Consider the following 19996-nt stretch of genomic DNA (forward strand, 5'->3'; position numbering starts at 1 on the left):
GGGCCACGCCTACCAAGACTCCTGCTAGACTGCAACCTCAAATTGACTACTTGGGAAACTTAGACACCGACATTTTTGGCCAGCTGGTGGCTGTATTCGTGGAAATGTTTGTGGACGGCGAGGTGCCAGAGTCCTTCCTTGAGGTAGTGGGGCCGCTTTTTAAGGATATGGGAGACCGTAGAGACAAAAAAGTTCCGTTTTTGCCGGTCTCCGGTCAACAGGTAGTGCCGGATCATCTTGGCCAGCCGGGCCGTGTTGACGGCGGCCCTCCGGTAAGAGGGTTTTTTCCGGCGGCGGCTTGGTTCTCTTTCTATGGTGTCTACCAACCCTTTGAGACGTTTTTCGTAATTCTCATAGGAATAGAGTTCCGTCATCAGGCGGGCGTACCCCTGCCTTAACTCTTCGGCGGTCATCCTTTTCGGAATAATATTGGTGTCGGCCTGATCGATATACTGGTGTCCTTCCAGAAGACGCCCCTCCTTGTGGAGGCGGGACCAGAGGGGGGTGTTGGCCGGGGCGTTGAGCATCCCGGTCATGGAGATCGGGATGTTGGCCTCATTGATAAAATCCAGTTGTTCCTTGAAGACCGCCTGGGTATCGTTGTCGAAGCCGACGATCATCCCGGCCCAGACGAAAAGACCATAAGACTGGACGGTCCGGACATCCTGAATCATATCGCCCGCCATGTTCTGAGGTTTTTGGATATCCAAAAGGTTTTCCTTGTTCGGAGTTTCAATCCCGATAAAGACACTTTGGAAATTCGCCTCGGCCATCAGTTCCAACAGCTCCTTGTCCTTGGCCAGATTGATCGTGACCTGTGTTGAAAAACGTAGAGGGCGTTTGAAGGAGCGATTTAATTCAATGATCTGTCGGCAGACATTCTTGGCATGCCCCTTGTTGCCGATGAAATTATCATCGGCGAAGAAGACGGAGTCACGCCCGGCCTTCCAGAGGTAAGGGTAGAGGGCGTCCAGTTCTGCGCAGACCTGTTCCGGCCTCTTCTGGCGGACCTTCTGGCCAAGGTAGACGATCACGTCGCAAAATTCACAACTAAAGGGACAGCCTCTTGTGGTCTGGACAGGGATCCGTCCGTAATGCCGGATTTTGAGGAGATCCCAGCGGGGGATGGGTGAAGTCGTGATATCAATCTTTTCCTTCTCTTCATAGCGGTGTCCCCATTGGCCATCTTCCAGATCGGCAAGGAACTGCGGCCAGATCCCCTCCGCCTCCCCCACGATCAGGACATCGGCGTGCGGCGCACATTCCTCAGGACAGAGCGAGGCGTAGGGGCCCCCGATAACAACTAATTTCCCTTTTTGACGGAAAAAATCGGCAATGGCATACATCCGTTCCGACTGGATGTTGAATCCGGTGAGGCCGATGACCTCCGCATCGGTCTCAAAATCAATCTCTTCGATATTTTCATCAACGATTGTGACTTCATGGTCCTGCGAGATCATCGCCGCGACGGTCGGCAGGGCCAGGTTGGCCATCGCATAACGGTAGCCACCGATGTTGGCAACGTGACGAAAACCCCAAAAGGTATCCGGGAATTTCGGGTTGATGAGGTAAAACTTCATCCGCCAGACTTTATCCTACAAGGATTTGCAGACTGTCAATATTTATGGAAAATCTATTCGTTCAGAATGTTTGAAACGGATCAAAATGCTAAGGTCTTAAATTGACTTCCCCATTCACATGTTCCTCGGAAGGGACCGGGGTGTGGCATTCGGGACAAGAAGATTCTCCCTGAGACTGGAAGAGCTGGTGAAATTCAGGTTCAGAGGGGGGGACGTGATGACAAGCGCCGCATTCCTTGGCTTCCCCCGATTGGTCGTCCCAAGAGAGGGGGCTCATGAGTTGCCCTGCGGCTAAGCCTGCCCCGTGGCACCCGATGGAACTGCAGGTCTTGGCGCTGTCATCCCAAGCCGGTTGCAGGGGGTCGCCGTGGTGGTTGATCATCGCCGGCCCTTCTGGAAAACTGACCTTGGTGGTGGTGCTCATGTGATAGAAAATAGTATCGTCCGTTGTCGGAAGCGCCTCATGGCAGGTGGTACAAGCGATCCCGGCGTCGTTGGTGTGTGTTGGGTGAGCTCCATCTGTGGGAGGAAAATCATGGCAGGAGACGCAGAGGTTTTCTTGGAAGTCGACTGTTCCACTCCTGTGGGGGTCATCCACCGAAGTCCTGAATCCGGAGACCGGTTTTTCGAGATGGCAGTGATCACACCCCATGATCAGTTGAGTGACCACATCATCGGGCTGGTTGGCCATGTGGGAGTCTGGGGGGTATTCGTGGCACCCTTCGCAGATATTTTGCCGGACCTCGATCGCCCCATCGATATGTTTATCGAGAGAAATAAACTGCCCGTCGGATCCGATCGTCTCGGTATGACAACGGGAACATATACGGCGATCGGTAATATCGTGGGGAGGGACTGTTTTCGTGTGACAGAAACTGCAGTTCTCCTCATGTTTTTCGGTCCAGCGACGTGGGACGTGGCAGGCTGTTGTACATTCCGCTGTCAGCGAATCGTAACCTTGAATCCAGGGGTTGTCCTGCGCGTAAATATCAACGGATTGATTGATATGGGTGGGTGTCTCCCAAAGGGTCTCAGGGGTCGGTAGCGTGTGGCACTGCGGACAGCCGATCGGTCTGGTGAATCTGGTCTGCCGGTGCGCATCATGGGCCCCTTGGTCCGCTCTTCCGAACAGATGAAAAGAAGAAGAGGCTGGCTCATCGGGGCTGGTGTGGCATTTTTTGCAAACATCCCCCTCTGTTTCGTCAGGAGGGGGGGCAAAAAACTTCTCGCAGGCCCCCAAGACCACTCCGAAAATAAAAATCAAACCGGTTGCTGACAATGGGTCCATATCAATGACACCTCGTACAGACTTCCTCGCGGCCCTCTCTTTTCTGAAACTCCTGCGGCGTATGGCAGACGGCGCAGACAGCCACGCTTGACTGGGTCGCCGTCAGGCCATGCCTCATCCTTCCGCGGGAGATTCTCATAAAATCGGTATGATGGAGATCGCGGAGCGTGACCCCTTCTTTCCTGTGACAGTCGCGGCAATAGCTTAAGTTGCTGTGACAGGTGGTGCAAGGTTCGACGGTGCGTCTGGCCTGTATCACGTGACCGATGCGCCACCCGTCGGGGTGTGGCATCTGGGCCAGGTAGTTTTGGGGTTTGAAGATGTCGTGACAGGAGGTGCAGGCTGGGATAGTCCGCTCCTTGTATGAGACGCCGCCTGCATGGCAGACCGGACAGCTGGCATCTTGCCGGAGGCCATGGTCTTGCCATCCCGGTCCGCGGGTCCTGGCCACTTCCGTTGAATGCGGGTAGAGAACAAGGGTCCCTATACCGCCGGTCGGTTCCTCAATCTCTTCCATCGGGCCGTGACAGGAAGGGCAGGAGAGACCCTCAACCCTTCCCGGGTGTTCCACACGCGCCAGTTTTGAAAAAATCGGTTCCAACGCCTCCTCCCATTCATGGCAGTTGGAACAGATCCTTTGCATCGTTGGTTGCGGGAGACGGATGAGGGGGGATGGGGAATGGCATTCGGGACAGGTCAGGGGGCTCCCTCCATTGGCGTCACTGACCCCCTCATCGGTCAGATGTACCTGGTGGGGAAAACTGGTCGCCTCTTTCATCAGGGGGCCGAATCGCCTCCTCTTCAGAAGGGTGGGAGATCGGGCCATTCCTTGCGAGGCGAGGGGGGTGGCAAGGACAGGGGGGGGATTGGCCGCTGACCCTGCGGCGATCCCGGCTACAAGGCTGACCATCGCGTACGCCCCGTTTCCAGTGAGTGGGGTGAAGGCGTAGCCCCCTCCCGCCGAAAGGCCCAATTCTCTCCAGGGGGTCCAGGTGACCCTTCCTCCGGTGTCGAGCAGGTTGTGGGGACCACTGATCTCCTCCCCCCTTTCCATCAAGAGATTTGCATAAGGCCTGACGGCAAGCTGATCGGTCAGGGGGATCAGGAGATAGGCCAGGACCCCGGTATCCCCTCCTTTTTGTTGCCGGTTTTCACGGTAGAGAAAGGAGGCCCCGCCGTAGGCGGTGTTGGCGCCGACCTCACCCCCCCAGAAGAAATGCCCCGCCTCGCCGGCAACGGTTGTCTGGATCGTTCCCGTCGGGCTGACCGAAACGGCAACACGGCCCCGCTGGTCTTCGACATTGGCTGTTTCCACCTCCTCGAATTCAAAGAAGGGGGGGAGGTTGGAGACGACACCGGCGAGCTCAACACCGACTTTCCCGGGCACAACATCCAGATGACCTCCGGCAGTCACCTCATGACCTTCCCGGATCAAAAGCATCTTTCCTCTCGAAAAGAGGAGGAGTCGGTCCCATCCCGGGCGACTGGTGAGAAGATAGGAACCCCTTCTCTCAACGATCGGACCGGTTGTCTCCAGTTCCTGTTCGTAATTGACCTTCAAGTGAAAAAGTGGGGGACCGCCGGCCAGACCGCCGCCGACGAGAAGGTTATCTCCCTGTGGCACCGGGACACCATTTTCCCAGAGGTCAATGATTGTCTGCCCGCCATAAACCTCGGCGGCAATCCAGGGAAGATCCAGTTGGACGCGGCCTCCGGCAAACCGCTCGTAACTCCAGAAAGGGGCGCCAAAGAGGAGCCCTCCTCGAAGATCAACAACCCCCTTCCGAAGGCCGACGAAGGCCTCTCCGGGGATAAGGGTGTAGCGGTCGTCGTCCCACCGGAGGAAGTAGGCGCCGTCGAATTCGCCATAGACGGATGTGTCCCCCTCGGAATTCCATCTTCCGTCAACCGAGAGGGCCCCATTCTGCCGGAGATCCTCATGGATGAGGGTCCCGCGACTGGTTGCTGTTCCAACGATTCTACCGTCTCCACCCATCTTATTTTACCTCTTATGGCAATACCCGCCGCACAATTTTGTCCCGTGATCGGCCGGTTCCGACCGGTTCCCATTGACATGACAGCTCCCTTCCGTTGAACCGCCGCAGGTTGCCCGGACGGCCGGGATCAACCAAGGATCGTTGTCGTTTGTTGTCGGGTGTGAACCTCGGGAGTCCAGCAGGAGATCGCTTTGGATCAGATAGTACAGGTGACCGAGCCCCGGCGGGAAGGTCGCCACACCCCAGTCCTTGGGGCCATTGGCCGTCTCATACCGCTTGTGGGGGTAGGCCCAGTGACACTGGTAGCAGAAGGATTGGTTTTTCAGTTCCTCTCTTGTTTGGGTGCCATTAAAGGGAATAGGGGAACCGTGACAGTCCCAACACTCCGCTTCAGTGGAAGGGCTTTTGAATTGGCTTGAAAAATAGCGGCCGTGACCAAAACCGGTCGCCCATCGAGGGTCGGTGTGCGGGTAACTCTGATGACAGGAAAAACAGGTTTTCCCGTTTAACACATTCTTAAAATCGGTTCCATGACAGGCCTGGCAGGTGGACAGACCGATCCCCAAGGCCTTTGTCTTGTGGTCCTCCACCCAGGAGGAGGGATGTGGGTAGATCGCATGACAGCTGTGGCAGGACTCTCCAAAAAATTTTTGGGGGGCGTCGGACCCGTGACAATTAACGCATAATTTCTTGCCGGTTTCTTCAACCGTTTTTCCATGACGGGAAGGATTCTTCCAGTCGGAAGAATGGGGGTAGATTGGGTGACACTGGTGACAGGAGATTTGTGAAAGCCCCCCTTGAAGATCAGCGCCATGGCATCCTGTGCAAAATGCCTTGCCATTTCTCAAAACCGTTTCTCCATGGAGTTCCTTGGTGCCCCACTCCTTTTCGTGTGGGAAAAGGGGGTGACAGGAATGGCAGGTTGGGGGGGTATCATTCTTTTTATAGGAATCCTCTTTGTGACAGTTGAGACAAGCCTGAAGACCATTTTGGCGGACCCACTCCCCATGTGATGTTGGTTCGGCCCATCCGTCCGGGTGCGGGAACAACGCCTCACTTTCACTGGGCAGGATCTGGTTTTCACCCCCATCCGAGTCGGCCGATTTGATATCGGCACACCCCTGCAGGCAAAGGAGAATGACACCCAGCAGAAGAGAGATCTTTTTGACGTCAGTAGCCATAAAAGGGGAGAAAAATGAACCCCTTAGGGTTCTCGGACGGGGGGTGGAAAAGTTGCCCTGATTCTAATCAGGTCGGATTATAATAAATTCAATCAGTTAAGCCAACTTTCTGGGGGTGTACTTACTTGACTCCTGCATCAGGGCTCGGTTTAGAAAATCTCTTTAGCCACTTTTCGGCGATTCTGGCACTTGGGTCTAACTTGACATACTGAGCCTTGTGGATTTCTTCCTCTTCGACCTTTCCTGTGGCATTTAATGCAAAAACCAATACTAAATGGGCCTCGGCATCGTTGGGATTAAGACGGACCGCCTCTCTGCCGGATGTTATTGCCTCGTCGAACCTTTGGAGCAGGAAATAAAGTTGGGAGAGTGCCGCGTGGGCCAACGCATAATTGGGGTTAGCGGTACGTGCCTTTAGAAAGTTTGCCAAGGCCCTTTCCGGATCTTCCCCGGAATAGTAACTACCGAGATGAAGATAAACCTGGGCCAGGTTTGGCTGTAACGAGGCCGCCTGGTTAAGCTCCCTCAACCCTTCTTCCGTTTTTCCCTGTTTCATAAAATCGTTCCCCCGATTCATCTTCAGCATCGCCAGATAGTGGATCGGGCGAAGCGGGTAATTGTTGGGGTAAGAGGCCTTGGAGGTGAGTAGTGTTGGGTCAAAGAAACGTCTTTCTTGACCGATGGTGAGACCAAGATAGATATGATCATTCTGACTTTGTGTTTCAGGTATTTGGGCACCAGATTGAGCTACCGTTTCTCCTGTCGTATAGACGAAGAAAGGGTCAAGGCCAGCCTGTCGAAAGGCAGCAAAGAGAATATTGATCTTTTCAGTGCAATAGCCGACACCCCCCACAAGGGCCTCCAGAGCAGTTGCCTCAACAGGGGCATCACCGGTGAAATCCGTTAATCCCAAGCCCCCGGTGGATGTGAGATAGAACTGAAACTGGTCAAGACCGGTGTCGGCAAGTTCTGCCGTCTGAAGCAAGAAGGGACCGAGATCGGCACTGATCAGTTTTTTATCGCGGTGCAGAAGGGCAAAATAAAAGAGACCGACCGCCATTTTTTCCTTGTACGGGTCAGTCCCTGGCGTGAGCCCTTGCTGACGAAGGATTTTATCCAGGGAGTCAATCGCCCCTTGAACTTTGGCACGAATCTCGGCGTCAAAGTTGGTTTTGGGATCCAGGTCATCCAGTTCCCACGCCAGAGGTTTGCCGCCGAGTCCGTTGACAAGATCACGGTATTGATCGGCATGATCCAGGAGGTATTCATACACCTCGCGCGGGTCAATCTCTCCATCCTGAGCCCCTTTGATCGTCATGTTGGGGCCCGGCTGGGAGTAATCGATTTCGTGGTACCCTTGGTCGATCGCGTCGTAAGAAACACCCCGTTCCCGGAGCGCACGGAGGAGCGAAAAGGCAGGATCCTCTGAGGTAAATAAAAATGTCCATGAGGAACGAGTCACCATCGGGCTTATTATCGGGGGAGCGCGGAATGGGTTGTGTTAAAAGCCCGGTTTTTGCCGGAGGCTCTTTTTCTCGGAGCGGCGGCGTTTATCCGCCAACATCTTCTCTTTGGCACGGCGGGAGCGGCGTCGTTTCTGGCGGCGGATCTTTTCAATCCTTTTTTGTTCCTCGCTCCTTTTTCCCAAGACTTGGGTTTCTATTTTATCCAACAAAAGGCGCCGGGCGAGAAACCGGTTCATCGCCTGACTTCGGGAGATCTGGCACTTAACCTCCAGGCCGGTTTGGGAATGACGGAGCCAGACACAGGTCGAGGTTTTATTGACGTGCTGACCGCCAGCCCCGGAGGAGCGGACAAAACTTTCCTCAAGATCCTCGGGGTGAACGCCGAGACGTTGCATCCGGTTGGACAGCTCTTTTTCTTTAGCGGGAGAGACGGAGAACAAATTACTTTTGCGCTGAATAATCGAAAAATCCGCGCCCTGATTTACGCCCCAACCAACCGGCCTCCACATATTTGTGGAGAAGCGGGGCCGGGTGGTACTTGTCATTCCCCATGTCCTGGTACAGAACCTCAAGAACGGCCAAGGTGGTATCGAGTCCCACGAAATCGGCCAGCTCGAGCGGCCCCATCGGGAGGTTACAGCCCAGTTTCATGGCGGTATCGATCGCCTTGGCATCCGCGATCCCCTCCTGCAGGACATAGATTGCCTCATTGATCATCGGCAAGAGAATCCGGTTGACGACAAAGGCGGGGGAGTCCTTAACAGGGACCGGCGTTTTCCCCATCGATTCTGCAAGCCCCATGGCGGCTTGAAAGGTGGCGTCGGAAGTTCTGAGGCTACGCACAATCTCAACCAGCTTCATGACCGGGACCGGGTTAAAAAAGTGGATTCCCACCACCTGCTCCGGTCGGCTGGTGGCAGAGCCTAATAGGGTAATGGATATGGAAGAGGTGTTGGAGGCGAGGATTGTCTCTTTGGGTGCCAGCTTATCCAATTCCCTAAAAAGTTCCATCTTCAGTTTCGGGTTTTCCGTGATCGCCTCGATGACGATGTCACTTTGCGCCACGCAGTGAAGGTCCGGGCAAGATTGCAGAAGGGCCATCTGGCCCTTTTTCTGATCCTCTGTCAGCTTTCCTTTTTCGACCAACCGGGCAAGCCCTTTTTCAATCTTGGCGCTACTTTTGCGGGTTAGTTCTTCGTTGGCATCCCGGAGACAGACCTGGTAGCCAAACTGGATCGCCGTTTGTGCGATACCGGTCCCCATTTGTCCTGCGCCGATAACCCCTATTTTTTTGATTTTCATAAAAACTCCTTTGGAAATAAGTACCACTGTATTTTGTCGGTTGGGAATGTCAAGGCGATCATTTCGCCTGCACCCGGATCGCCATATTCCCCGGCGGGTGCCTGTTTTCCTTCATCAGTTGGTGGGCAGGGCCGGTTTCCTCAAACGAGAAGGTTTTGGAGAGACAGGGTCCCACTTTTTTTTGGGTGACCAGGTCGTTGATCCCCTTGGCCTGTTGATCATTGGCAAAGTGCGATCCTTGCAGTCTTTTTTGCCGCATCCAGTGGTAACGAAGGTCGAGGGTGGCATTGAACCCGGAGGTCCCGGCGCAGATGACGACCATCCCTCCGGTGTCACAGACAAACATCGAGGTGGGAATGGTCCCTTCTCCGGGGTGTTCAAAGACGATCCTCGGATTTTTTTTCTCTCCAACAACCTCCCAGAGTGTCTTCCCGAAGGAGCGGACCCCCTCAAACCATTTTGAATAATTATCTGCATCTTTCCAGTGAGGGAGCATTCCCCAGTGATGGAATTTTGTCCGGTTCAAAACCCCCTTGGCCCCCAGTTTCAGACAGTAAGGGATTTTATCGTCATCGGAAACAACGGCCACCGGAATTCCACCGGCCGCCTTGACGATCTGAACCGCCATGGACCCCAAACCACCAGAGGCCCCCCAAACCAGCACGACGTCTCCTTTTTGTACCGTGTGTTCCGGCCAGCCATGAAGCATTCGGTAGGCGGTCGCCCCGACCAGCATGTAACAAGCGGCCTCTTCCCAAGAGAGATGTTTCGGTTTGGGAAGGCATTGATGATCCTGCACCCGGGTAAACTGGGCAAAGCTCCCCCAGTTGGTTTCGTATCCCCAGATCAGTTGGGAGGGGGAGAGCATCGGGTCCTTGCCCGCCTTGACCCACGGGTCATTCTTGTCCCACCAACCGCAATGGACAACGACCTCGTCCCCCACCTTGACATTCCGGACTTCACTGCCTGCCGCCCAGACAATTCCGGAGGCGTCACTCCCACCGACATGAAAATTTTCCTCCGCCTCCTTTTTTTCGTGCAGACGGACGACATCCACCGGCACCCCTGTGGCGGCCCAGACATTATTGTAGTTGATCCCGGCCGCCATGACTTGGACCAAGACCTCATCCGGCCCGATCGAGGGAACCGGCATCTCTTCCATTTTGAAGGCCTCTTTCGGTTCCCCAAACCGGCTTTGCCGTATGACCTGGGCCCACATCTTTTTGGGAACAACTCCTCGAGGCGGGATTTCACCGATGGCGTAAATTGCTTTGGGCATGGAGAACTTTTACTATCCCAGCAATCGGACAATATCAATCATGATTTGATTCAGTTCAAAATCCTTGGGGGTGTAAACCCGTTTGACCCCCGCCTTGAGGAGCCTCTTTTTATCCGATTCCGGAATAATCCCGCCGACAACGACCGGTACTTTGCCAATACCGGCTTTTTTGAGCCCCTTGATAATCTCAGGAATGAGGGAGAGATGGGACCCAGACAGGATCGAGAGCCCAATGACATGGACCCCTTCATCTCGGGCGGAAGAGACGATCTCATCTGGAGTGAGACGGATCCCCTGATAGATCACCTCCATCCCGGCATCGCGGGCGCGAAGGGCGATCTGTTCCGCTCCGTTGGAGTGACCGTCCAGTCCCGGCTTCCCGACAAGGATCCGGATTCGCCCTTTTAATTTCCTTGAGACTTTTTCAACTTCTGATCGAAGATTTTTAAAGGAGTTGGAATCTGATTCTGCCATTGATTGACCGGAGAGTCCGGTTCCGGTGAGACCGGTTGGGGCGCGGTATTCCCCAAAGAGTTGCCTAAGGGTGGAGGCCCATTCACCGGTAGTGACACCGGCCCGGGCCGCCTCAATGGAAACCGGCACAAGGTTTTCTTTCTTCTCGGCGGCGCGCAAAAGGGCCTCCAGAGATTTTTGAACTTCTCTCTTATTTCGCTTTTTTCTAAAGAGTTGGAGGCGCCGGACCTGCTCCGCCTCGGCCTTCGGGTCTATTTTTAAAAAACCGCCGTCAAATTGTTCCAGCAGGGGGGAGGATTCCGTTTCGGTGAACCGGTTGACCCCCACAACCACTTTTGCGCCCGATTCGACCGACTTGACCCGCGCCGCATTGGAACTCACCAGAGATTGTTTCATGATGCTGATCGCCTTCACCGCCCCGCCGAGATCTTCGATCTTCTGTAATTCTTTCTTTGCGGAGTCTGCCAGTTCACCCGTCTTTTCCTCAATGACGGAAGAACCTTTGAAGATATCTTCGTACTCGAGCAGGTCTGTTTCACAGGCGAGGATCTGCTGGATCCGGAGTGACCACTGTTGGTCCCATGGACGGGGGAGGCCGATCGCCTCATTCCAGCAGGGAAGCTGAATGGCGCGGGCCCTCGCCTCTTTGGAAAGGGTCACCGCGAGCATTTCATAGATAATGCGGGCGATGTTGTTTTCCGGTTGGGCCTCAGTCAGTCCAAGGGAATTCACCTGAACGCCGTAGCGGAAAATTCGGTATTTGGGATCGGTGACCCCGTAACGCTCGAAAGTAATCTGGTCCCACAACCGGACAAACGCCTTCATCTTGCAGAGTTCCTCCACAAACCGGATCCCGGCGTTCACAAAAAAGGAGATTCGGCCGACCACTTTCGGGAAATCTTCACTGGAAACCTGGCCCGAATTTTTCACCGCATCCAGCACAGCGATCGCATTGGCGATGGAAAAGGCGATCTCCTGCACCGGCGTTGCTCCAGCCTCCTGCAGGTGATAGGGGCAGATGTTGATCGGGTTCCATTGGGGCATGAACCGGACGGTGTAAGCGATCAGATCGGTGGTCAAGCGGAGTGAATGTTCCGGCGGAAAAATAGAGGTGCCGCGAGAGAGGTATTCCTTCAAGATATCGTTTTGTGTGGTCCCTTGCAATTTCGAAAGGGAGGCCCCCTGTTTTTCAGCAACGCTGGCGTAGAGGGCCAGAAGCCAGATCGCGGTGGCGTTGATCGTCATCGAACTGTTCATTTTTGCAAGCGGGATTCCGTCAAAAAGGGCCTCCATATCCCCGCGATGGGCGATCGGGACGCCGACTTTGCCGACCTCCCCCCGGGCGAGGGTATGGTCCGAGTCATAACCGGTCTGGGTCGGGAGATCGAAGGCAATGGAAAGCCCGGTTTGTCCCTTGGCCAGATTTTTCTTGTAGAGCCTGTTCGATTCCTTAGCCGAGGTATGGCCGGAGTAGGTTCGAATGAGCCAGGGATTATCGTGCATTAAGGCCTCTTTTTGATCAACACCCTTCGTTCAATCTCGAAAATCTTTTCCGGAATTTTTTCCTTGCCGAGAGCCTTCTTGTCGTTTTCCTTCACAAAAAGATCGGCGCCGTACTTTTCCAACGCCTCACTCCCTTTTCTGTTTTTAACGCCGATCAGTTGAAAGGTAACCATCCCAGCCGGGATCTTTTCGTCGATCGGGTCAGGGTGTGGTTCTTTGTGCAGGACCCGGGAGATGGCGTAAACCGTATCCCCCGCGATGACCGGTTGGGTGTGGTACCCCTCGGTATAACCAAAATCCCAGAGACCATTTTCGGTCGTGTCTCGTGAGGCGAGTCCCGCCAGCCAGGCAAAGACAAGGCCGCCGTAGACGACCGGCTGGCCGGAGAGCGGTCCACTGCGGCTCTGGGTATAAATCTTGTCATAGTGGAGCGGATGGGTATTCCCCAAACGGTAGGTCCAGGCGTAGTGCTCTTCAGAAATTGTCCGGCCATTGGCATGGACGATGATATCGCCAACCGTAAAATCCTCAAAATAGGTGTTGGGACCGGTCAGAAGTTTTGGGTAAGGAGAGGTTGCTCTTGGGATCCAGGCGGTTGCGGCGCCGATCTCCGGCAGGATTCCTGGTTTTGACTCTGCCAATTTTTTTTCCTTTCCTGTCGGGATCATGATTTTTCGATCATACTGGACCACAATCTCATCTTTTTGATTCAGGCCGACGGTTCGTACCGTGACAATCCCTGGTTTTCCTTCCCCCCGATCTTGTCGTGCCAGAACTTTTGTCATCGAACGGAGGGTATCTCCGGGATAAACGGTGCGTGGGAAGACGACGTCGTAGTAACCCAGATGAGCGACCGCCTTTTCCGAATCATTCTGGACCCCCATCGAGAGGGCGAGGTTCAAGACCATCAGCGGTGGGACGACCTGACCCCGAAAGCCATGCCCCTTGGCGTATTCGGCGTTGAGATAAAGCGGGTTGGTGTCGAGAAAGGTGGTGGCAAATTCTTGGGCAAAAGAATCAGAAATGGTGAACCCACGGGGGTGCGTAAAGACCTGTCCCTCCACGAACTCTTCCAGCGTCCGGCCGTATTCTGGTTTCTTGATCCCCTCCGGCAGATTAATCGGAACAGTCTTGGCTAATTCTTTTTGTTTGGTGATCGGGATTTTACGCTCAGACATTTTTAAATCCTCCACCCTCCCCTTTATCCCCATCCGCCCCTTCTGTCCCTCCGGGACATCTTCCCCGATAAGCGGGGAAGTTCCCCATCAAGGGAGGGGGGTTATAGGTATTGTTTCAGCAACGCCGGGGCGATCACCTTCAGGGCCAAGACCTCTTCCGCCCCTTCAAAGAGGGAAAAAACACGGGCATCCAGAAAATAACGGCTGACGGCGTATTCTTCGGCATACCCGTAACCACCATGGATCTGCATCGCCTCGCGCGTAACCCATTCGCTAATCTTTGAGGCGTAAAATTTAACCAATGACGTTTCCATGGCGCCTTTTCCCTCATCCATCAGATGGCAGGTATGATAGGTCGCCTGCCGGGCTGCCTGGATCAAGGCCGCCATCCGTGCAAGCTTCGCTTGATTTATTTGGTAATCAAAAACTGGTTTTCCGAAAACTTTCCTTTCCTGAGAATAGGTCAGTGCCTTTTCGAAGGCGACCTGCATGACCCCCAAGGCCCGAGCCGCCGTTTGAAGACGCCCACCGGCGAACCCTTCCATCTGCAAGTAAAAACCTTTTCCGAGTCCTTCGGCGCCGCCGATCAGATTTTCCTCCGGGACCCAATAATTTTGGAAAGAAACTTCATACGAATGCATCCCGCGGTAGCCGATGGTGGCAATCGATTTGCCCTCAACATGGCCGCCACCACTCGGTTGATCATGGCTAAACTCATGCCCTTCGAATCGCGGTTTCTCGGCGATGAACAGGGATAACCCTTTGTGGCCCAAATTTTTGTCCGGATCGGTCCGACAGAGAATCATGAGGCTGTCGGCATAACCGGCAAAGGTGCACCAGGTCTTAACCCCATTGATGACCCATCCTTTTTTCCCATTCACTTCTTTTCTCGTGGCGGTGACTTTCAGGCCGGCGACATCACTCCCAAAATCCGGTTCTGTAACAGCAACGGCCGCCATTTTTTCACCGGAGGCCAAAAGCGGGAGCCATTTTTGTTTTTGCCCCTCCGTTCCCCCTTTGAGGAGCGCCTTGGAGAGGATTTCCGGGCGGGTGATCAAACTTCCGGCGATCCCCAACGAGCCGCGTGATAACTCCTCGGTAACAACGACCATTCCTTTATTGTCCGGCTTACCATCATCCTGAAAGCCGCCATATTTTTGGGGGATCGACAACCCAAAGCAACCGAGGGCTTTTAGCCCTTCGATGATCTCTTGCGGGATGAGGAGGTCGTTACGATGGACCTTTTCAGCGATCGGCATCACCTTGTCTTCGGCGAATTTTTTAAAAGTTTGACGGAACATCTCATGCTGGCTGTTCAGACCATAAGTTCCGCCGTTTCCCTTTTCGTGGATGAGACAGGCGATACGGGAATAGTTCCCAGGACTTAAAATCTCTTCTACTTTTTTGGTCAGGGGTGGCTCCCAAATTGTTTCCCGAAGTTGTTTTTCATCCAGTCCCCAGGCCTGAAAGTGGTAACTGACTTTTTCGGAAAGGTGAGAGACCAGTTCCGCGGTAAAGAGTTGGGCTAGCGCTGTTTCCAAATCTCCCCCGTGGGGGATTTTTTCAGAATAAGCAACCAGTTGTTCCGCGGCATACGCCTCAGCCGAAAGCCAGGCGTAGTCGTAGGCGGTCGTTTGTGAGGGTGCTTCACCCAAGGGTGCTTCACCCAACGGTTCATGCTGGGCCAGATGACGACCGGCGATGGCAAGGATCTTTTGGGCGGCGTCGAGTCCTTGGTGGGGGTCAAACGTCATGAAAAAAACGCCTTCTCCGCATTCTCGGGAAGTTTTTGGCCCGAGAGATGGGCGGTCTGGATCAGTTCCCAGTAGTAACGGTAGGTCGCCCGGTCGTGGAGGTTTCCTTCAAACTGGATAGGTCCCCAGGAGGCCTCCTGCGCGGCAAGCAGGATTTCGCATCCTTTCTGTACTTGAGAGTAGTTCGGCATCATCGCCTCCACAATCGCATCGATCTGCGTCGGGTAGATCGACCACATCCGCAAGAAACCAAATTCATGGCGGGCCCGTGCGGCATCCGATTTGGTCTGCTCAAAATTTTTGAGGTCGAGCGTTACGTTATGGGCCGGGATAATCCCGTTGGCGAGCGCCGCGGCGACCACAATCCCTTTAGCCCTGGCGAGCAGGGCATGTTCAAATTGGCCGGGGGATCTCATCGCGCTGTCGGGAATCGCCCCATGGTGACCGGAGACAAAATCCATCAGACCAAAATCCAACACCTGCATCCAGGGGAGGGCGGCGATCTCAAAGGCCTCTTTCAAGGCCCCATGGGTTTCGATCAGGACATGGATCGGGATCTCTCTTTTGATTCCTGATTTTTTGGCAACCGCCTGAATATAAGAAATCATCTCACGGACCTGACCGACCGCCGTTGGTTTCGGGATCGTGATATAAGCGAGCTGGTTTCCAGCCCCCGGGACCAAAATATCGACATCCTGCCGCCAATGTTTGTTGGTGTAATCATGGATCCGGGCGCCGCTCATCTTCTGTTTGTTCAATTCCGAGTTAGCGATTCGCACAATCATCTCGGCATGTTCTTTCTCTTTACCGGCAGGCGCCCCATCTTCGCAATCGAGGGTGATATCAAAGACGCCCTCCTTGGTATTCTGGAGTTCCAGCGCCTTCGCCATCAATTTTTCGGAACCGGCAAAATGCTCGCAGGTCGGGATGATTGGAAATTGTTTTTCGCCGGCGAAAAGGGCCTGCCTGGGGTGGGTCCTCTGGGTCATCGTTCCTCTTGGGTATCTTCTTCAGAGAGGCTCGGTTCGGAGAGTTCAATCAGAACCCCACCGGTTGATTTGGGGTGGATGAAGGCGATCTTCTTCCCATGGGCGCCGATCCTCGGCTTTTCATCGATCAGTTGGACCCCATCCCGTTTGTAACGGGCCAGAATTTCTTCGATCCCTTCTACTTCAAAACAGATGTGATGAATACCACCACGGCCATTTTTTTTGAGAAATCGGGCAATAGGGCTTTCCGGATCGGTCGCCTGAAGGAGTTCAAGACTGGTTTCTCCAATAGCAAAGAAGGCGGTAGTCACCTTTTGATCTTCGACGGTTTCGTGGCGATCGGCCCCTTTGCCAAGGAGCCGTTCAAAAAGGGCTTCAGCCGCCTTGAGATCGGGAACCGCGATCCCGATATGATCAACCTTTCTCGCCCGAGGCATGAGGCCACTTCTAGCAACCCTCTTGAAGCCCCGTCAACTCCAAAAAGGGAATGGCTGGAGTGATTTAAACCCTCATAAAAACAGCAACTTTGCCCTGAACCCGACCGATAATAGAAACCGGTATGGGTGTGCCCTCTCCAAAATTTAAAGAGGTTAAAGTATCCCTTCCGGAAGACCCTCACGGCAAGGTGATCTACAAGGCCCTGGATGAACAAGGGTATGGAACCTTTCCGGCCTTGTCTGAAGCCCTCAATGACTCATTTTCACCTGGTGTCATTGACGAAACGGAGCTCCTGGACCAGCCGTCGCTCCGCCAGTTTTGTTCGTTGCGAGAGAAACCCCCTCTGATGACCTATGCCAGTTACCTGACGGACAGGGCTCTTGGGAAGAGGACTCTCTTACAGGCTGTGGGGAATTTCCTTGTTAAAATGAGTTATCGTTTGACGGAATCGGGTCGTGCGGCATGGAGTGTTATTGAGGAGGTTCGTGAGGATGATCGGGTTGTTGCCGCTACCCGGTTTCTTGCCGTTATCCAGAATCAGGGGCTCCTTTCCAATCTGCCGGAGGAATCGGTTACGCAACTGATGATTCTTGCCTCAGAGATTTTTCAGGAGGCGCCGGACGTCAGGGTGAAGAGGGTGGGTGAAAACCTTGTGGGGGCATTGGGGGTCTGGAAGACGAGCCATCACGAACCACCCTTGGGTGGATCACCCTTGGAGGTCTGTCCGCCCCCTCAGGTTTATACCTTTAACCCCACCCCCTTGCCCCCTGTGGAGGCGTTAGAAATGCCTGACGGCCTCGATTCTTTGATCCGTTACTGGCATTGGGTCTACTTCTCCGACCGGTTGTGGGTGACCTATGCCAGAAAATTTAGCAAGGGAGAGATGTCCATTGTTAACTACAAGGGAGAGGGGTTCGGGACCGATCGGGAGGGAGAGACCTACCGGCTGACCGTTGAACAGATGCAACAAGACGGGATTGGATTCAAGGTTTATACCCCCTCCTATCGTGAACTGGAAAGATCGGGCAAGCGACATCCCCAGATTGTCAGGATTATCCAAAGAGCCGCTGAGGAAGAGAAAGAAAGGCTCGATGAAAAGGCGCGGGAAGTTTTTAAAAAAAGGGCGGAGAAGGATGGGGAGGTTTTTGAAGGGTATAATTATCTTTCCGGGAGAGAGGCGGATATCACGGCGGCGGCCACCCGTTTTTCTGCCTGGCAGGTCTATCTGGAGGTGATCTTTGAAGAGGCCTTCCGCGGCGCCCTCCCTGATGACAAATTGCCGGATTCCCGTCACCTGGCTAAATTGGCGATTATTGAATCGGAGGCCCAGGCGAATCCACCTCCCCCCAATGGTTCCTGCGCCACCGGGCCTTATCAGATTGTTGTCTTTGATGAGAAGAAAAGGGGCCGCAGGAGATATAACGAATATTGTCGTCTTGAGTTCAAAGATCCCAAATTTCGTTACGGCCTCGAGATCAATCAAAGAAAAGGGATTGATGAGCGTCGTAATTTCATTTTTTCGGGACAGGCCGCCGCGAGGATCCTTCGCCAGGGGTTTGATGCCGTTGTCCAGGATGGTTATATCCGCAAGGGAGTCGGTTTTGACAGGTCCCAAGCCCTTTGGGTCTCCACAAGCACCTACCACGCCGGGATCGGTACCCTCCGCATCGGTCTGCGTGGAGCGTTGGATGATATGATCAGAAAAAAAGAGGAAGAGCTTGCCAGGAAGGAAGACGGGAATAATGGGGCCGCCGGCAAGAAGGGAAGATCGAAGAAGAGACAAAAGCCTCCCCCGATTCCCCTGCCGACGGCGGCCGATGTTTTCAAACATCTGTTTACCAGCCCCCTCCGGGTGGCCCGGTTTCGCGATGACTCCAAGGATTACCCCCCCCAATTGTGGCCGGCCATCGAGGCGGCCGAGTCATTGGATGCCGGAAAAAGACTTCCTTTTCCTCTTCTTGTCGTCGTAGAGCTGGCGCAAATCAGCCAGCCGATCCCTTTTCAGGAGATGGTGGACCAGCTCTCCCGGAACGGGTTTCAGCCGTACAACCCGCAGTATGATGAGAAACAGTTTTATACGAGTGGAAACTCAAACGGCCAGGCGACTTTGGAAAAGAGGGCCCGGTTTCTCCTGCGTCAGGGGGATGTCAAGAGGTTGACCGGCTGGCTTGTCGGCAACAATTACGTTTCCAGAGATCAGATCAGAATAATTCCCTTGAAACTGCCAGACGCTGTTCAGGTTCGAGAGGACCGGATCCCAAGCAGCCCGCTACGGGTCTCTCCTGCGGTTGCCGATGCCGGGAAGTAGCGGGTCAGTCTTCTTTCATAGTCTTCCCAATCCTGGATAGGTCGTGTCGCCACACCGCTCTGCATGGCCGCCTTAGCCACGGCAGGAACCTCCCAGAGGAGGACACGCCGGTCAAACGGCTTGGGGATAATATATTGGGGTCCGAATTCCAAGGAGATATTGGCATAGATTTTTCTGACTTCCGAAGGGACCGGTTCACGGGCCAGGGCGGCCAGTGCCTTAGAAGCCGCGATCTTCATCTCCATCGTAATCCGCGTTGCCCCGACATCCAGGGCCCCTCGAAAGATAAAGGGAAAGCCCAAAACGTTATTAACCTGGTTGGGGTAATCCGAACGGCCAGTTGCCATAATCAGATCCTGGCGGACGGCAACCGCCTCCTCATAGTTGATTTCCGGATCAGGATTGGCCAAGGCGAAGACAATCGGTTTGGCCGCCATCGAACGGAGCATCTCTGGTGTGACGAGCCCTTTTGAAGAAACGCCGATGAACAAATCAGCCCCTTCAAACGCCTCGGCCAGTGTTCTCTTGCTGGTGGGGTGGGCAAACTGCCGGCGGTATCGTTCAATCTCTTCCCTCTCGGAATGAACGATCCCCTTGCGATCACAGAGGGTAATCTGTTCCTTCTCCATCCCCATCGAACAAAACATCTTGGCGCAGGCGATCGCGGCGGCACCGGCACCGGAAAAGACAACCTGAATATTCTTGATGTTTTTGTTGATGAGATCGAGGGCGTTGATCAGGGCGGCGGTTGCAATGATCGCAGTCCCATGCTGGTCGTCATGAAAAACGGGGATGTTCATGGAGGAGATCAGTTTCTCCTCGATCGCAAAACAGTCGGGGGCCTTGATATCCTCAAGATTGATCCCGCCAAAGGTTGGTTCCAGGGCTTGTACGGCCTGAATAAAACGGTCGGGGCTGGCGGCATCCAATTCCAGATCGAAGGCATCAATACCGGCGAATTTTTTAAAGAGAACCGACTTCCCCTCCATCACCGGTTTTGCGGCTACAGGGCCGATATCTCCGAGACCGAGGACAGCCGTTCCGTTGGTAATAATGGCGACCAGATTGCCGCGATTGGTGTATTTAAAAGAGTCGAGGGGATTTTTTTCTATCTCTCGACAAGGCTCGGCAACGCCGGGGGTATAGGCGAGCGAAAGGTCCCTCTGGGTCTCGCAAGGTTTAGTGGGATGGATCTCGATTTTACCGTTTCTCCCCTCCGCATGGTAGGAGAGTGCTTCTTCTTTGGTGATCATCTGTTT

Annotated in this window: 16 protein-coding genes; 2 read left to right on the forward strand and 14 right to left on the reverse strand. The window is 54.2% G+C overall.

The features are described from left to right. Positions 1 to 59: 59 nt before the first annotated feature. The 13 genes from HYS22_07955 to mce form a co-directional block, all read right to left on the reverse strand. The gene (locus tag HYS22_07955) at positions 60 to 1580 is read right to left on the reverse strand and encodes a B12-binding domain-containing radical SAM protein (GenBank protein MBI1910085.1); all 1521 of its coding nucleotides are present in this window, start codon (positions 1578 to 1580) and stop codon (positions 60 to 62) included. Between the two features lie 88 nt (positions 1581 to 1668). Then, positions 1669 to 2868, reverse strand: a complete 1200-nt coding sequence (locus tag HYS22_07960; protein MBI1910086.1) for a CxxxxCH/CxxCH domain-containing protein — start codon at positions 2866 to 2868, stop codon at positions 1669 to 1671. 1 nt (position 2869) lies between these two features. After that, a complete protein-coding gene (locus tag HYS22_07965) occupies positions 2870 to 4864 on the reverse strand; it encodes a hypothetical protein (GenBank protein ID MBI1910087.1) in 1995 nt (664 codons plus the stop codon). 6 nt (positions 4865 to 4870) lie between these two features. Next, entirely contained in the window at positions 4871 to 6046 is a 1176-nt protein-coding gene (locus tag HYS22_07970) for a hypothetical protein (protein MBI1910088.1), read from the reverse strand. 121 nt (positions 6047 to 6167) lie between these two features. Next, entirely contained in the window at positions 6168 to 7511 is a 1344-nt protein-coding gene (locus HYS22_07975; GenBank protein MBI1910089.1) for a tetratricopeptide repeat protein, read from the reverse strand. Positions 7512 to 7547: 36 nt separating this feature from the next. Beyond that, positions 7548 to 8021: a peptide chain release factor-like protein gene (locus tag HYS22_07980; protein MBI1910090.1), complete on the reverse strand. Its 474-nt coding sequence runs from the start codon at positions 8019 to 8021 to the stop codon at positions 7548 to 7550. Beyond that, positions 7954 to 8814, reverse strand: coding sequence for a 3-hydroxybutyryl-CoA dehydrogenase (locus HYS22_07985; GenBank protein ID MBI1910091.1), 861 nt, complete (start codon positions 8812 to 8814; stop codon positions 7954 to 7956). The genes HYS22_07980 and HYS22_07985 overlap by 68 nt, the downstream gene beginning before the upstream one ends. Positions 8815 to 8872: 58 nt before the next feature. Further along, positions 8873 to 10093, reverse strand: a complete 1221-nt coding sequence (ccrA, locus tag HYS22_07990; GenBank protein MBI1910092.1) for a crotonyl-CoA carboxylase/reductase — start codon at positions 10091 to 10093, stop codon at positions 8873 to 8875. Between the two features lie 12 nt (positions 10094 to 10105). Beyond that, entirely contained in the window at positions 10106 to 12070 is a 1965-nt protein-coding gene (locus HYS22_07995; protein ID MBI1910093.1) for a protein meaA, read from the reverse strand. Then, positions 12070 to 13248 (reverse strand): MaoC family dehydratase, encoded by a 1179-nt coding sequence (locus tag HYS22_08000; protein ID MBI1910094.1) that lies wholly within the window; start codon positions 13246 to 13248, stop codon positions 12070 to 12072. The genes HYS22_07995 and HYS22_08000 overlap by 1 nt, the downstream gene beginning before the upstream one ends. 101 nt (positions 13249 to 13349) lie before the next feature. After that, positions 13350 to 15002, reverse strand: coding sequence for an acyl-CoA/acyl-ACP dehydrogenase (locus HYS22_08005; protein MBI1910095.1), 1653 nt, complete (start codon positions 15000 to 15002; stop codon positions 13350 to 13352). Beyond that, positions 14999 to 15991: a CoA ester lyase gene (locus tag HYS22_08010; GenBank protein ID MBI1910096.1), complete on the reverse strand. Its 993-nt coding sequence runs from the start codon at positions 15989 to 15991 to the stop codon at positions 14999 to 15001. The genes HYS22_08005 and HYS22_08010 overlap by 4 nt, the downstream gene beginning before the upstream one ends. Continuing rightward, positions 15988 to 16428: a methylmalonyl-CoA epimerase gene (mce, locus tag HYS22_08015; protein ID MBI1910097.1), complete on the reverse strand. Its 441-nt coding sequence runs from the start codon at positions 16426 to 16428 to the stop codon at positions 15988 to 15990. Before mce ends, HYS22_08010 begins: the two co-directional genes overlap by 4 nt. Between mce and HYS22_08020 the strand changes: the two genes are divergently transcribed. Together HYS22_08020 and HYS22_08025 are read left to right on the forward strand one after the other, a co-directional pair. Then, positions 16427 to 16576: a hypothetical protein gene (locus HYS22_08020; GenBank protein MBI1910098.1), complete on the forward strand. Its 150-nt coding sequence runs from the start codon at positions 16427 to 16429 to the stop codon at positions 16574 to 16576. The two genes, mce and HYS22_08020, sit on opposite strands and share 2 nt — an antisense overlap. Further along, entirely contained in the window at positions 16557 to 18737 is a 2181-nt protein-coding gene (locus HYS22_08025; protein ID MBI1910099.1) for a hypothetical protein, read from the forward strand. Before HYS22_08020 ends, HYS22_08025 begins: the two co-directional genes overlap by 20 nt. On the opposite strand, the gene HYS22_08030 is transcribed toward HYS22_08025, so the two are convergent. After that, entirely contained in the window at positions 18665 to 19990 is a 1326-nt protein-coding gene (locus HYS22_08030; protein MBI1910100.1) for a malate dehydrogenase, read from the reverse strand. The genes HYS22_08025 and HYS22_08030 overlap by 73 nt on opposite strands. Between the last annotated feature and the right edge of the window lie 6 nt (positions 19991 to 19996).

Source organism: Deltaproteobacteria bacterium (assembly GCA_016177765.1).
GTDB lineage: Bacteria > UBA10199 > UBA10199 > JACPAL01 > JACOUP01 > JACOUP01.